Raw genomic sequence first — 14,384 nt, 5'->3', positions numbered from 1 at the left:
CTTTTGGGCGCTACGTGGGCGAAGAGGTCTGGTCGATCGTCGTTGCCTTCTGAAAAGAAACCTTCAGTTCTTTTCAGAGAGACAAATACGAACGCTCCGCTTCTCCCTAGCCCCTTACGCACCATTCGCGCTGTAGCCAGCTTTATGTATGCACCATCCCGCTCCCCTCTTCAGTAAACTGAAATTGGGGGACGTATGGAAGGTCCGAGACCGCTATTGTGGGTTTCGGACCTTTTTACTTTTAGAGATGGACAGAAGAATATATATGGTAAATACGAAAAAATGCATTAGCTCAAATAAAAAGAACGAACTCAATATATATAAGATTGACATGTGTAAGTTAATATTAATTAACTTATATCCCTTTCAAACAACTAATATGGTAAAATATCCATAATTAGTTATTAGAGGAGGAATCAACTCTGCGCAAACTTTTCGTTATCCTTATCGTATTGTTCACCACCTTCGTTATGTCCGGGTGCTCTACGAAGGAATCTGATATCAATAAAGCCATCCAAGTTGCCAAAGAATACAAGACCCTTGAACTTGAAGCGAGTAAACCAGCACAAAATACAGAAGTGTCGATGGAGCAAATTAGAAATAAAGAAGAATCGGTTAAACCGCTAATGACTAGCGTCTTCTTTGAGCAAAATGCGGCAAGCCGAACGTACCAGCGTGCTTTCGCCATCTCACAATACAAACAAAGCGAAATTGTAGTCAGTGATTTGGAATTTACAAAGAAGAATCAATCTGACGATGAGATTGAACTCAGCTATAAAGGAACGATGTCTTTTGCAAAAGAGCAAATTGCCTTAGACGGAATCATCACGCTATTAAAAGAAAACGACGCTTGGAAAGTAAATAACGATGTTTATAACATGGAAGCGCTCATCAAAATACTTGATGAAATGATATCAAAGTAATGGAAAGGATGGGTTGTATGACACGTTCGCTATATTTCTATCTCTGGGTTGCCGTGATCGGATACCTCGCCGGGCCTATTGTTTACACTTCGATGCTACGATTTATATATAAGGAACCACTGCATCCACAAGGCTTGTCTACCCTTCTTACCTGGTCCATCCCTACCTTTTTCACAGTGGGTATCTTGTTGTATCTTCTTTCCATCATCCTTCTTCGTTCCTTGCGTATCTACAATCTCTTTACGCAAACATTCCTGTTTGTGCTAGTCGGTGTACTGCCAGCGGCTATTTTTACAATAAGTGCAGCGATGCTGAACTCTCGCATTTCTTCTCTTATTTCTCCAGAGGGCCTCTTGTTCCTATTGTTCTTTTCGAGCATCGGAATCGTCTGCTCCTATGGCGTATGGGTAGAGCATAAAAAGCAGAGCAAAGTCCCATTCCATGCTTTATCTGTAGTGTTAATCATCGCGTTTATTACGCTAAACCTCATACCTCTTTCGTGAGTTCAAACGGTCGAAACCTGTTTCCATTTACATCCCGATTAGGTGTATCTCTTTGCTTCTGCGCCTCTCTTGTTTACAATGGATACGTTAGTATCATGTATGTAAGTAAAGGAGGAACTCTCTTGAACATCCTCATTGCCGAAGATGAACCCCATATTGAAAAACTGCTTGTCTCCTGTGTTCAGGAAGTCGCTCCTGCCGCTGCTGTCTATACAACAGGAAGGTCGAGTGAGGCGCTCAACATCGCTCACAACCAAGCTATTGATCTATTTATTCTAGATATTCAGCTGGAAGATTACAAAGGCACTCAGCTCGCTCATGAACTTCGTTCTATGGAACGTTATTCCTATACTCCTATCGTGTTTGCAACTGCTCTTGCCAATGAAGAACTGACTGCTTATCGGCAAATCAAGTGTTACAGCTTCCTCATCAAACCTTTCACGAAGGAAGAAGTGATTAACGTAATGCGTGATACTGTCCGGTACAGTCAGCACCTTGCCCTTGAGGAGCGGCAAACACCGAAGATGCTCCGCATCGAGCAGAAGAGTTATATCTTCGAGTACGAACAGGATCATATCGTATATATTGAATCATTCGGTAAACATCTGGAGCTACATGTGAAGTCGGCAAAAGAAGGCGACATCAGGTCTGACCGGATCTCTGGATTATCCCTCAAAAAAATGACCGAGATGCTCAGTGATGATACTTTCGTTCAATGTCATAAGAGTTATATTATCAACTCTTCTTATATTTCAAAGATTGATAAATCCGAAGGATTGGTGGAATTGACTGGTGTAAGGGAAGCGATTCCCATTGGCAATAAATTTAGGGACGCGCTGATAAGCAGAGGCAGCGTATGATTTATTTTCAAATTCTGCTCGACACGATGATTATGGTTGTTCTCTGTTATGCACTAGCCGGACAGCCGCTTCACCCAAGTAAAAAAGTCCTGATCTGGTTCCTCTGCTTTCATGGACTGTGCCTGTTATTTCGATATCAGAACTCAACCACTCATTCTCTGATTCCAGGATTTGAGATCAACAACTATGATTTGTTACCTGTGAACAATCCAATCCTGCTGTTTATGCTATTCCTAGGTGTCTTAATTCTCAACAGCTCACTGATTCGGCCTATATCCGAAATGAAAGCAGTAGTGGTGACGTTCCTCAGCTTCCTCATCTGGATTCTGTTTCGTACGTTTAGTATCGCCGCCACAGGGCTCGTATTGGATCAAGGAGCAGCATTATTCCCTTATGCGCACCGGGTTGTCACACTGTGCTTAGCACTCGCGCTCTATTATGTACTTATCATGAAACGAGGGAACTCTTTTCTCGGAAATTACAGCGGTGTATTCACCAAGATTATGTTGGTTCAGTCCACTCTGGTCGTGCTTGCCATTGTCATATATGCCAATTTCGAAACTGCATTCGTGACCCAAAATTTGCTGTTCATTCTGATCGTCTTCTCTCTCGTCATCAGCATGAATCTCTGGATTATATACGAACAGAACAAACGATCCCGGCAGGAAAAAAGAGTCTCCGCCATTGAACAATACCTTCCCGTCATCGATGAACTAGTATCTGAGGTAAGAGCAAGACAACATGAATTTCATAATAAGCTGCTAGCCATTCACAGCATAGTGGAGACGGCTCCCACTCTTCCAGAGGCACGCTCTCAAATCGCGACCTATACGAAAGATGTCATGATGCAAACCGAGGTCCGTGAAATCTTGCAGCTCGACAGCAAAGTCATTGGCGGGTTTCTATATACAAAAATGAAAATAGCGGAGCTTAAAAAAATAACGATTACTCCTCACATTCATGCACTCTTCGGGCCCATGAAGACGGAGGAACACCAGCTGGTTGAAGTCTTGGGTGTCTTAATCGATAATGCACTCGAAGCTTCCTATCCTGGAGATGAGATCATGATTTCGGTTACACAGGATCAGAAGCAACCATTTACGGAGATCATAGTAATGAACCCTCATCCTCCTAAATCCAGCCTAGAACTCATGCAAATGTTCACGAAAGGATTCACTACCAAAAGTCAGGCACACGGTGCTCGCGGTTACGGTTTATATAATGTGAAGCAAATTGTATTACAGCAAAAAGGGAAAATCATTACACGGAATACGGAAATAGAGGGTGTTCCTTATCTCTCCATCGGTGTTCAACTTCCATAATATCAAAGCATAAACAAGGGTTTTACGGGAACGAAAAAACGTTCATTCCCGTAAAACCCTTGTTTGTTCCGAATCTATTGAACCTCATGTGTGGGCAGGCTATATTGTAGACACATAAGGAGGTAAGCGTATGAGAAATTTATTACTTTTGGAATGGCGAAAGCTAAAGTTGCCTGTCCTCATTACATTGATAGGGTTAAGCTTAACCGTTTCCGTTCTGACAGGAACATTATATAAAAGCTACGCGCTCGAACATGATTTGGAAGCATGGGAAGTAGGTATTTCCTTCATCGTATTTCTATTCCCTTTGATCTCCGTTCTCCCCGTTGGCTGGCTGATGTATTTTGAAAGAAAAGACCAGTTTTTAATGTACACTCTGCCCCGAGTGAAGAAAAGCCGCTACCTATTATCCAAATGGATCGTCGTTGCGGGTAGTTCTTTTCTAATTATGTTCGTTGCCATGCTCATCGGTGTCATTACGGCTCTCTATATTAAACCGGATATCGTGCCCGTATATTCACTAGTAAATCCAGATACAGGTGAGGTCATACCCAGACTGGAAAGTGAGCATTTTCTAGGCTCCATGTTCGTTCATCAACCCTTAACCTACGGGGTATTGTTAAGCTTATGGCAAGGCTTCTTATCAGCGATTATTGCGACGCTTGGTTTTATTCTATCTCTTTTTATTAGTAATATATTTATCATCCTAACAGGGCCCTTCCTCTATGTAACGATGGAAAATTTCGCTCTTTCTTTATTACACCTTGAGGTATATCGCATTTATGTCAGCTTTAATCCTGAATTTTATGACGCAGACAAACACGGTTATTGGCCACTCCTGATGGGTCCACTTCTTGCCCTGCTCTTTACTGCATTCATCGCGTTTTATTGTGGAAAAATTAAAAAAATTACGGTCTACCCGTCATAGGAGGGATTCCGTATGAAAGCTATTTTTCTGAGAGATATTCGTCGTTTTCTATCTGTAAGACTTTTGTTTCTACTGCTCGGATGTACGCTATTCAGCTTGGCTGAGCGCCGGGGTTTCTCGCACTCTTACGATAGCTTTGTGCTATCCATGCTGTCTGAACATTACTATATTACATTTTTTATGGTCCCTGTGTTTCTTTATATCCTGTATACCCATCTGGAAAATGATATGGAATATATTCTAATCCGTGCCAAGAAGTACCCGCATTATTTTAGGGCGAGAGCAGCCGCGATGACCGTGAACATGTCCATCTTCGTCCTGCTTCAGCTTGCCGTGTTTCTGGTTGTTGGCATCGGGCTTGAGCCAAAGTCTGCTTTTCCTTTGCCTGATCCGCAGAACCTTTCTCTTGAAGTACTAACTCTGTTTAGTCAATATTTTCATTATCCATGGCAAGCAGTTATCGTATCCGCACTCTACATGGTGATGGGACTAAGTGTACTTAGTATTCTATTCATGACACTCGATCATTTTTTGGAGAAACGAATGGTTGCGTTTATCACGATTGCTCAATTTTTTCTGATGGTATTTGCCATGAAATCCAAGATTCCTGGGCTTACCCGAATCCCATTCGTCTTTATCAATAACTATATTATTTATATGTATAACTTAACCTATCCATATGCCCTATCGGTAAGCTTGATTTCACTCGCGATGATCGCGGGTGGAGTGATCTTCTTCATTCATAAACACTGGAATACACATCTAGAGTGGAACGCAAGACTACGAATGCCGCGTGGCATCACCTCCTACTATGGAGCTCAACTCTTTTCCGCTAAAAACAGCATGATACTTCTCGTCTTCATCATAGGATTTGGACTTTGGAAGCTGCTACAAGTAAGGTCTATGCCAGAAAGCACGCTGGCTGATTTCCTACTTTATAGCTTTTGGGGGCATGGACATGGATATATGCAACCACTCGATTGGATTACTATGATACTGATGAACGGGCTTCCGATCTATCTACTTGCCCTTTTTCTAGAGAAGGAGAAAAAAGATCACCGTCTTCTGTTGACTATACGCCTGCATTCTAAGCGACATTGGGGTGCTGCCCTATTCGGTGTCAGCTCTCTCTTCTTGTTCGTATATACACTGTTACTCATTGGCGGGCTTTTGCTGTTGGCAATTGCGAGCGGATTACCTCCGGGTGAAATAACGCTTATTCCTGATCTATCTATGAGCCTCACGGAACTTTTATTGTACCTGACCGGAGTAAAATTCCTTGATCTGTTATTTCAATTCCTGTTTATTTTCATTCTCTTTCTATGGACCCGGCAAGTAACCGCTGGCTTCATCGGAATTTTGGTGATGTATGGGTTATATTTGTTTCCTTTTTCGTGGACAACCTACATCCCTGTAGGCTTATCAAGCCTTGCACAAAATAGGAGTTTTACCGTATTTACAGATTCATCCGCTCCTGGGATTACGGGTGGAATGATCATGATCCTGCTTGGATCGCTCATTATCATTTCGAGTCTATATGTACTCTTATCCGGCTACAAGAAACGATTCCAGTAAGTTAACCGATTCAACGAATATAAAATAACAACATAGAGGTGATGTAAAGTGGCAGAGATTCGCGTAGAAGGCGTATCCAAAGCTTTTCACGATATAAATGTACTATCTAATATTCATCTGGAGATTAAAAAAGGTTCGACCATAGGTATTGTTGGTGCCAACGGTAGTGGAAAATCCGTTCTATTCAAGATCATCTGCGGCTTCACCACACCTGACGAGGGCAGCGTGTTTGTAAGAAACAAACAACTGGGGAAAGACATTGATTTTCCCGAGAACGTAGGTGTATTTATTAACTCCCCCGGCTATATTGGGCTTTACAGCGGGTTTAAGAATCTAAAGTTTCTTGCTGATATCAATCGCAAAATTGGCAATGCAGAGATCAAAGCAGCAATGAAACTCGTAGGACTGAACCCGGAACTTAAAACAAAAGTAGCTAACTACTCCCTCGGGATGAAGCAAAAACTTGGCATTGCACAAGCCATCATGGAAGGACAAGATATTCTTGTACTAGATGAACCTTTTAATGCACTGGATTACCAGACTTATAACGATATGAAAAAAATTATCATCCAATTAAAAGAAGAGAATAAAACGATGCTGTTAACGAGTCACAACTATGAGGATTTGGAATCCCTATGCGATACCCTCTATATTATTCAGGGTGGACATATGGAACTGCTGACGGAAGAACGAAAAGAAACCTATTTTAGAAGAAGATAATGTTGACTGCATAATATACTTTCTAAATAAAATGACTAAAAGCCCACTTCACTTTCCATTGATGTTGGGCTTTTTGGCACTGTTAATTGAAGTGAACAGGAATAAAATCACATTATGTCGAACAGAAGAAAGATACAATAAGATAAAACGTTTATTTTTTAATACAATACTTGAAGAGGATGTGACTATACTCCCATGACTTCATGCTCACATTGTTCCCCCACTAAATTAATCTACGAAATCAAAATAACCGGGGAACACAATTTGACCGTTATTCCTGATATCATTCCTTACTTGCTAGCCGACTCCTCTATCGTGCATCACACTTCAGACACTCTATTTATCTACGAATCGGCAGTAACCAGCCTAAATGATTTTTGTCAGGATCATATGGATATGGATCAAATGCAATTTCGAATTTTTAAAGAGCCTTGGCGACCATTTCGTGATTGGCATATACCACATGCTCTGCAATGGGTGGATGATATTATCTTGCAAAAGAAAATCGTCTGCTACGCCCAGCCTATTGTTGAAAAACATGGTTCCGTTATTGCTCACGAAATGCTCGCACGTTTTGTTCAAAATGACGGAAGTCTTTTGTCTCCATTTGAGGTGTTTGAAGCAGCGAAGCTTCGAGGCAGGCTTTATGCCCTTGACCGCCTCTGTCGTATGGAGGCTGTACGAGCATCAGCTGGGTTGTCTGGACTCGTATTTATCAATTTTATACCGACGTCTATCTATTCCCCTCAGCATTGTTTAAGCTCGACCATCAAGCTTGCGGAGGAAATTGGCGCTTCTCCCTCCAAATTTGTTTTTGAAGTGGTGGAAACGGAGAAAGTTGATGATCTGGAACACCTGAAAAACATCCTAGGCTATTATAAAGAACGCGGATTTCAATATGCTCTGGATGATGTGGGAGAGGGGTACAGTACCATCGAGCTTCTAAGAGAAATTAGGCCCCATTATATGAAACTGGATAAAAAATATGTGCAAAGTGTTGCAAAAAGCGAAGAAAAACAAAAGGTAGCGCAGACCATGCTTGAGGCAGCTCTACAAAGTGGCTCTATCCCACTAGCGGAAGGCGTTGAAGAAATCGAAGATTTTGTGTGGCTGCGTGACTGTGGCTTTCGAATGTTCCAGGGTTACTTATTCGGGCGTCCCGCTCCTGTCCATTCCTTTGCGTCCTAACTCCGTACCTATTATAGATTTTAGAGTATACATAATGGTGATACATAAACATAATGAAAAACATAGGAAAGACCCGCAACAAGGCTGCTGTCTACATCCTGACAGACCATTCTTGCGGGTTCACGTACGAAGGTAAGATACTTGTTTCCGTTCATGTCCAATCGCATTATTTTAGTTTCCATGTACATAAGCACTTAACTGACTGTAGATACCAATGATTTCATTCATGGGCATTCGCACAAGTCCGCTCGAAGAAGGGGCGACGAACTCATGCATCTCAGGCAAAAACGGTTCCGGTTGAAATCCCCAATCCGCTTTTGTTCTTTTTGCATACTTTGCGTATACTCCTTTTCCTACAAAACAAGCAACTTCCGGACGATACTTTTCAAGCTTCTGCTTCAAAATTTCTCTACCTTCTGCATACTCTTCCTTCTTAATATCATCAATGCCAACAGTAGGTCTTGCCACAATGTTAGTAAAGCCATATCCCAGCTTAAGCAAATCCCCATCCTCACTCGCCTCATAAAGACGAGGTGTAAGACCAGACTGGTATAAAATCCGGTAAAAATTATTTCTTGGATTAGCATAATGGTGACCGGTCTCACCAGACTTAATGCTCGGATTAAATCCGATAAATATTATCTGAAGCCCATGCTCCAGATGATCGGAAATGGGTTCCATCTGATATCAGGCTCCTTTAACTCTTCTTTGTAAGTAGATTACCCAAGATAGCACGGTGATAACTGTGACTATACTATCCATCGTTCAAAATCCAAAAATATGGTTTCCCTTCTTATCATGGCTGCATAGAATAACACCTCAAGAAAATTCAATTTCTCACTCCAGTGTCTCTCCAAGATGCTATAATGTAACAAGCGTTTGAAAACATTCAGAAAAAAGTGACCCTATTCATAGAAAGAAGCTGAATACTCCATGATATTAGACATCTTGCTTGAAGTTGTCCTTCCGGTATTTGTGCTGATCGGTGTGGGCTCCCTAATGCAACGTGTGTTCCAACTCGATCTGTATACACTTTCCAAAATCAACTTTTACTTTATTACCCCTGCTGCCGTTTTTATGAGTATGTATTTATCAGAAATGTCTGGTGAACTTCTCGGAACGATAGCCCTGTTTTATGCACTGTACGCACTTATCCTATATCTAATTGGCTGCATTGTTGCAAAATCATTCAAGTTTAGCAAAGGGATGAAAGCCGCCTTTAATAACAGTATTATGCTGGATAATGCGGGCAACTACGGAATGCCGATTAGTGCGCTTGTGTTCAAAGGCGATCCTCTTGCCGCATCGATACAGGCTTTTATTATGTCCATGCAAAGCTTGCTGACCTTTACATACGGAGTGCTATCTATTCAGGGGGCACAACTGAAAGGAAACTACCGCAGTTTGATCATCGGCTTTCTGAAAATGCCTGTCCCTTATGCACTAGTGCTCGGTATTCTCTGGAATGCGCTTGATGCACCGCTGCCAACTTTTCTATCTATGCCGCTAACCTATGCACAGCAGTCCATGGTTGCTATCGCCCTGCTAACACTGGGCGCTCAGATTATGAAATACCCGCTGAGACTCGGAAGAATGACCGTATATCTAAGTATGATGATCCGTCTGCTCATCGGACCTGCCATTGGGATAACACTTGTGTACGTTCTCGGACTGGAAGGGATTACTGCACAGGCACTTATCATTGCTTCCGGTATGCCAACAGGTGTTAATGCTTCTATTCTTGCGGAGGAATATCGGAATGAACCCGATTTTGCTGCCCAAACGGTGCTCATTTCGACGCTGTTTAATGTAGTAACGCTAATTGGTTTGATTGCGATTGCTCGCGCATATTAATTGCATCGCGGTTATGCCGCTCCCGAAATGAAGTGAATGAATAACAAAGATAGTCCAGCACCGACCCAGGGGTGTTGGACTTTTTTGTTCGATTTACATCTCAAAAAAACGATCTCTTTCCACCTTGCATATCCGTAGTGCAAAGTTCTGATACCACTCTGACTTCCCTTTATCCTGCGCGACTTGATGGGCGGAATGTTCTTTCCATTCTTTGATCGACTCTAATGATTCCCAGTAGGAAACCGTAATACCAAGTTCCTCATCCTTTGCACTCTCCAGACCCAAGAACCCCTTTTGCTGAGAAGCTAATTCCACCATTTTGTCTGACATTCTTCCATAACCTTTGTCGCCCTCTGTTCGCTGTGAAGCAAAAATCACTGCATAGTATGGAGGTTCCGGCGTTTTTGCGATCCCACTCATTTTTAATCCCCCTTATTCCTTATGTAAGAGTTCATTTTAACTGAAATTTTCTCATTATGGATAATAAAAAAATAAGAGAGTCTACCTTCCGTCTTAAGGGACACTAACCATTCCTCTGGTGCTTTCATTCCTCTACCGCAATAAATCCACTTTCCTCAACAAGCCGTTTCCCAGGCTCAGTATCAAGCCAATCGATGATTTCCCGAGCAGAATGATCCTCAGATAAATCCGAACGAATAACGGCATAAAGATCTGTAGTGTAGGGATATAGCCCAGAACGAATGGTATCTTTACTTGGAGTAATTCCATCAATCATAAGAAATTTAATATTCTCCCGCTTGTGCATCTCTGACGCATAATAATAGAAAGAGTACCCTATGGAAGATTCTTCGTTACGATAATCATTGATTCGATCGATTAGTCCCCCCATAACACCGATCTTATGATCCTTTGATGGAACAGTAAGTACTGCATCTACCATCACGCCTTTTTCCATATAAGTCTGACTGCCGGAATTCATCTCGCGCTGCAGCGCAACAATAGGCTGGTCATCTCCGCCAACTTCAGCCCAATTCGTTGCGAAGCCGCCATAGATATCCTGAATTTGCTCTGTTGTCAGCTCATTTATCGGATTCTTCTCATTCACGAGAAAAACAAAGCCGTCCCTGCCGATCGGGTAAAACTCAAGTTCCACCCCTCGCTTTTTAGATAAAGTCAGTTCTTCATCTGACGGTCCCGCTACAAAAATAAGATCTGTTTTTCCTTCAATTAAACCTTTATAGGCATAATGCGTCGTGCTAAACCGAGTATCTTTCGTCACTTTGATCCGATTCGCTCCGGTCATCTCGCTATTGAGCTTCTTGGCAAAAGGGATTGCAGCTGTCGCACCATCCACTCTCGGATAATCAGAAGAAGAATAGAGTGCTCTATCCGGAATGACAACCGTAAGTAAGATACCGAGTATCATTACTACTGGGATAGCTCCCCACCTTCTCCATAATTGTGCTTTCGTATACTGTTTCTTCCCTCGCCCCTGCATTACAATCCCTATTGCAATGGCAGTACTCGGCAACACAGCAATCAACAGCATCACAACTTCGCTAAGAATCTCATATATGGATAATGCCTTCAGTAAAGGATAGGACCAAAAATGGAACACGGTATATAAAAACCAGGAATTCCCTAATGGCTCTATCGCATCTCCTTCATACCAATACATCCCGAGCCCCCATAGGTATAGAGAAATAATCACCAGTGGAATGACGGCAAGAGTAAGCCTTGCAGCAGGCCACCCCGAATCTCTCGCTACAAAAGAACCAAAACTGATAAATAAACTCAGCATAAGAAATAGATAAATAACGAGTACAAGACAGACCGCTATATTTGAAATATTCACTTGTTCAAACAGCGTAAATAAGAGGAACTCCGCAAATAAACCCGAAGCAAAAGATATAACTACATAAACCAAAAGTAGCGAAAGGCTGCGGCCAAACCAGAATAACAATAATCTTTTCTTGCTGCCGCTTCTTTTACTTTCATTCTCTTCTCTATTCAACCCTATCCCCCACCTCCCATTCAGCTTCTTAATTAACATAACGTTTACCTCTTCCGAAAGTTATATTTTGTATCTGAGTGCTTAAAAAGCGCGCATCCCTCCCTAATGATGTGATAAAAATCCTTGTAAACCACAAAATGACATATCGTAAACAACACGAATTTACATTGATGATCCTTAAATGGGGTGGTATGATGCAAATGCACACTATTCCAACTTTATTAGTTGGTTTATTAATTCTTTCCCTGTCAAGATGAACACTTATTACGACGATGGATCCCTTTATAATCCTGCTGTCGTTTTTTGTTTATCATAAGGCACTTCAGATCGAACCTACGGAAATGCCTGCTGTACTTTTCAATGATTAGAAATAGAAGCTCTACATTATAAGGAGGGTTTTATAAATATGAAAAGAAAAAAACGTCCTGCCCTGGCATTACTCACACTAGCCTTCTCCCTAACCCTCAGTGCATGCGGAGGCGGAAACAGTAATTCTTCCTCAGGAGATCAGGTGAACATCAGCTTCATTCACTGGAACAGTGACGCGAAGGTATGGAATGAAATTATTAGTCATTTTGAAACAGATAATCCGGGAATCAAAGTATCTATGCAGACTTTTCCTTCTGAACAATACCAGACCACCGCTCAAGCGAAACTAATGGATGGATCAGTTGGTGATGTATTTGCTTCTTTCCCTGGTGCTCAGTTCGAATCCTTGGCGAAAGCCGGAATTTATACGGATCTGACAGGTGAATCTTTTGTAGATAACTATAAACCGGATCTCATCGAATCAGGTGCCAAAGACGGTAAGCAATATGCCTTACCCTACAATCTCATATATAACATTCCGGTATATAACGTAGGTTTGTTTGAGAAATACGGACTTACACCTCCTAACGACTGGGAAGGTTTCCTTGCTCTATGTGAAAAACTGAAAAGTGAAGGGATTATCCCCCTTGCTTTCCCAGGTGCTGATATTGGGCCAGGACAGTTCATGAATCCAATGATGATGAACAATGCGCCAGACGAAGAAATTTTCGCTAAGCTAGAAGCTGGAGAAACGAAACTCACGGATGAATGGTGGGTGAAGACGCTATCTCAGTTCAAAGAACTGAATGACAAAGGCTACTTCCAGGACGGGGCGCTTGGTACGAACACCGATGGGGCCATTGCACTCTTTGCTCAGGAAAAAGCAGCTATGCTTGCTACAGGTTCCTACTCCATGTCAGCCGTTCTTGCAGGAAATCCAAACCTGAGTCTAAACCTGCTTGCTCCAATCACCGTACCTGCGAACGAAGCCAAATATGAAGGCATTCACACAACCACCTTTATGCTTGGGGTCAACAGCAAGTCAAAACACCCAGAAGAAGCCAAGAAGTTCCTAGCATACCTTAGCAGCACAGAAGTTGCCAGCAAGGTAGCAAATGAAACAGAGCAAGATGTTCCTGTCAAAGATATTGATTATACTGCACCTGCTCTGCAAGCAATTAGTGACTGGAGCACCAAGAATACCCGCTTCCAGCCGCGTTATCTTATTAAGAACATCGAGATTCAAAAAGCCGTAACTAGCTCTATTCAGGAAGTGATTGCAGGTACGTCTCCGGAGAAAGCTGCTGAAAATGCACAAGTGATCATAGACCAGCAGCTAAAACGATAATTATGGGTGTACGTAAATCCATCTACTGGTTTTTCGTTCCTGGACTGCTACTGTATCTCGTCTTTTTCATCTATCCAACACTGCAGGGTCTTTATTATTCCTTCACCGATTGGGATGGCATGTCCGAAACATTGAACTTTGTCGGTCTTCATAACTATGTAAATGTGGCAGAGAATACGATTTTTCATAAAGCGCTTGGAAACAATCTGAAATTCATGTTAAGTGTCGTTATTGTTCAAACCTTGGTATCCCTTGTGCTGGCTCTACTGCTTGTACGTAATACGAAGGTGAATGTTGGACTGCGGGCTCTCTATTTTTTCCCGACCATTCTATCTTCGGCTGCCGTCGGTTTTATTGGAACTTATCTATACGATCCCAATTCAGGACTGATGAATGCTGTACTTAATCTGATTGGTTTATCATCACTATCTAACAACTGGCTGGGAGATCCAGCCATTGCAATTTATTCGGTCGCAGGAATTCAGGCTTGGGCACATATCGGACAGATGATTATTCTGTTTGTTGCCGGACTGCATGCGATACCGGAAGAAATTAATGAAGCTGCAAGGCTTGATGGTGGTAACCGCTGGCAAATCTTTAGATTTGTTACCTGGCCATTGTTGGCACCTGCTGCTACGCTTGTTATCGCTTATACGACGGTTCAATCATTTAAAGCCTTTGATCTGATCTATGTTATGACTCGCGGTGGCCCCGTGTATTCAACTGAAATTTTATCAACTTATATCTATTCAGCAGCATTTCAGAACTACAATTTCGGCCATGCTTCGGCAGCTTCCATTTATTTCTTGGCTATTATTGCGCTAGTCACTTTCTTGCAATTCAAGGCACTCAGGTCTGACAAACTGACAAACTGACGAA

The 14,384-nt window shown here is 42.1% G+C and carries 14 protein-coding genes; 11 read left to right on the top strand and 3 right to left on the bottom strand.

All coding sequences use genetic code 11. The annotated features are described in order from the left end of the window. Positions 1–470 precede the first annotated feature (470 nt). From KFT32_RS09720 to KFT32_RS09685, 8 genes are all read left to right on the top strand, one after another. Positions 471–923, top strand: coding sequence for a hypothetical protein (locus KFT32_RS09720; protein WP_211746988.1), 453 nt, complete (start codon positions 471–473; stop codon positions 921–923). A 17-nt stretch (positions 924–940) separates the two neighbouring features. After that, entirely contained in the window at positions 941–1,426 is a 486-nt protein-coding gene (locus KFT32_RS09715) for a hypothetical protein (RefSeq protein ID WP_211746987.1), read from the top strand. 122 nt (positions 1,427–1,548) lie between these two features. Next, a complete protein-coding gene (locus tag KFT32_RS09710) occupies positions 1,549–2,286 on the top strand; it encodes a LytR/AlgR family response regulator transcription factor (protein WP_211746986.1) in 738 nt (245 codons plus the stop codon). Then, positions 2,283–3,608, top strand: a complete 1,326-nt coding sequence (locus tag KFT32_RS09705) for a sensor histidine kinase (protein ID WP_211746985.1) — start codon at positions 2,283–2,285, stop codon at positions 3,606–3,608. Before KFT32_RS09710 ends, KFT32_RS09705 begins: the two co-directional genes overlap by 4 nt. A gap of 130 nt (positions 3,609–3,738) precedes the next feature. Beyond that, a complete protein-coding gene (locus KFT32_RS09700) occupies positions 3,739–4,536 on the top strand; it encodes an ABC transporter permease (protein ID WP_211746984.1) in 798 nt (265 codons plus the stop codon). Between the two features lie 12 nt (positions 4,537–4,548). Further along, positions 4,549–6,111, top strand: coding sequence for a hypothetical protein (locus tag KFT32_RS09695; RefSeq protein WP_211746983.1), 1,563 nt, complete (start codon positions 4,549–4,551; stop codon positions 6,109–6,111). Positions 6,112–6,159: 48 nt separating this feature from the next. Continuing rightward, complete coding sequence (locus KFT32_RS09690) at positions 6,160–6,831, top strand: ABC transporter ATP-binding protein (protein ID WP_211746982.1); 672 nt, start codon at positions 6,160–6,162, stop codon at positions 6,829–6,831. Positions 6,832–7,095: 264 nt separating this feature from the next. Continuing rightward, positions 7,096–8,019: an EAL domain-containing protein gene (locus KFT32_RS09685; RefSeq protein ID WP_249435779.1), complete on the top strand. Its 924-nt coding sequence runs from the start codon at positions 7,096–7,098 to the stop codon at positions 8,017–8,019. Positions 8,020–8,190: 171 nt separating this feature from the next. On the opposite strand, the gene KFT32_RS09680 is transcribed toward KFT32_RS09685, so the two are convergent. Further along, positions 8,191–8,700, bottom strand: a complete 510-nt coding sequence (locus tag KFT32_RS09680) for a mismatch-specific DNA-glycosylase (RefSeq protein ID WP_211746980.1) — start codon at positions 8,698–8,700, stop codon at positions 8,191–8,193. Between the two features lie 252 nt (positions 8,701–8,952). Here KFT32_RS09680 and KFT32_RS09675 point away from each other — a divergent pair, with 252 nt between their 5' ends. Then, positions 8,953–9,873, top strand: a complete 921-nt coding sequence (locus KFT32_RS09675; protein WP_211746979.1) for an AEC family transporter — start codon at positions 8,953–8,955, stop codon at positions 9,871–9,873. Between the two features lie 93 nt (positions 9,874–9,966). Here KFT32_RS09675 and KFT32_RS09670 read toward each other — a convergent pair whose 3' ends face one another. Together KFT32_RS09670 and KFT32_RS09665 are read right to left on the bottom strand one after the other, a co-directional pair. After that, positions 9,967–10,293, bottom strand: a complete 327-nt coding sequence (locus tag KFT32_RS09670) for an antibiotic biosynthesis monooxygenase family protein (protein WP_211746978.1) — start codon at positions 10,291–10,293, stop codon at positions 9,967–9,969. Positions 10,294–10,417: 124 nt separating this feature from the next. Further along, on the bottom strand, positions 10,418–11,848 hold the full coding sequence (locus KFT32_RS09665) for a substrate-binding domain-containing protein (RefSeq protein ID WP_211746977.1): 1,431 nt from the start codon (positions 11,846–11,848) through the stop codon (positions 10,418–10,420). A 406-nt stretch (positions 11,849–12,254) separates the two neighbouring features. Between KFT32_RS09665 and KFT32_RS09660 the strand changes: the two genes are divergently transcribed. Continuing rightward, entirely contained in the window at positions 12,255–13,505 is a 1,251-nt protein-coding gene (locus KFT32_RS09660) for an ABC transporter substrate-binding protein (protein ID WP_211746976.1), read from the top strand. Positions 13,506–13,507: 2 nt separating this feature from the next. Next, positions 13,508–14,380: a carbohydrate ABC transporter permease gene (locus KFT32_RS09655; protein WP_211746975.1), complete on the top strand. Its 873-nt coding sequence runs from the start codon at positions 13,508–13,510 to the stop codon at positions 14,378–14,380. The last annotated feature ends 4 nt before the right edge of the window (positions 14,381–14,384 follow it).

Origin of the sequence: Paenibacillus sp. Marseille-Q4541 (genome assembly GCF_018310695.1) — a bacterium.
Lineage (GTDB): Bacteria > Bacillota > Bacilli > Paenibacillales > Paenibacillaceae > Paenibacillus.
The sequence above is the reverse complement of the archived record's forward strand: the minus strand, read 5'-3'. Positions and strand labels throughout refer to the sequence as shown.

Coding starts and splice junctions, on each gene's coding strand:
- KFT32_RS09720 (WP_211746988.1), top strand. CDS start 471: ATGTCCGGGTGCTCTACGAAGGAATCTGATATCAATAAAGCCATCCAA.
- KFT32_RS09715 (WP_211746987.1), top strand. CDS start 941: ATGACACGTTCGCTATATTTCTATCTCTGGGTTGCCGTGATCGGATAC.
- KFT32_RS09705 (WP_211746985.1), top strand. CDS start 2,283: ATGATTTATTTTCAAATTCTGCTCGACACGATGATTATGGTTGTTCTC.
- KFT32_RS09700 (WP_211746984.1), top strand. CDS start 3,739: ATGAGAAATTTATTACTTTTGGAATGGCGAAAGCTAAAGTTGCCTGTC.
- KFT32_RS09695 (WP_211746983.1), top strand. CDS start 4,549: ATGAAAGCTATTTTTCTGAGAGATATTCGTCGTTTTCTATCTGTAAGA.
- KFT32_RS09680 (WP_211746980.1), bottom strand. CDS start 8,700: ATGGAACCCATTTCCGATCATCTGGAGCATGGGCTTCAGATAATATTT.
- KFT32_RS09675 (WP_211746979.1), top strand. CDS start 8,953: ATGATATTAGACATCTTGCTTGAAGTTGTCCTTCCGGTATTTGTGCTG.
- KFT32_RS09670 (WP_211746978.1), bottom strand. CDS start 10,293: ATGAGTGGGATCGCAAAAACGCCGGAACCTCCATACTATGCAGTGATT.
- KFT32_RS09660 (WP_211746976.1), top strand. CDS start 12,255: ATGAAAAGAAAAAAACGTCCTGCCCTGGCATTACTCACACTAGCCTTC.
- KFT32_RS09655 (WP_211746975.1), top strand. CDS start 13,508: ATGGGTGTACGTAAATCCATCTACTGGTTTTTCGTTCCTGGACTGCTA.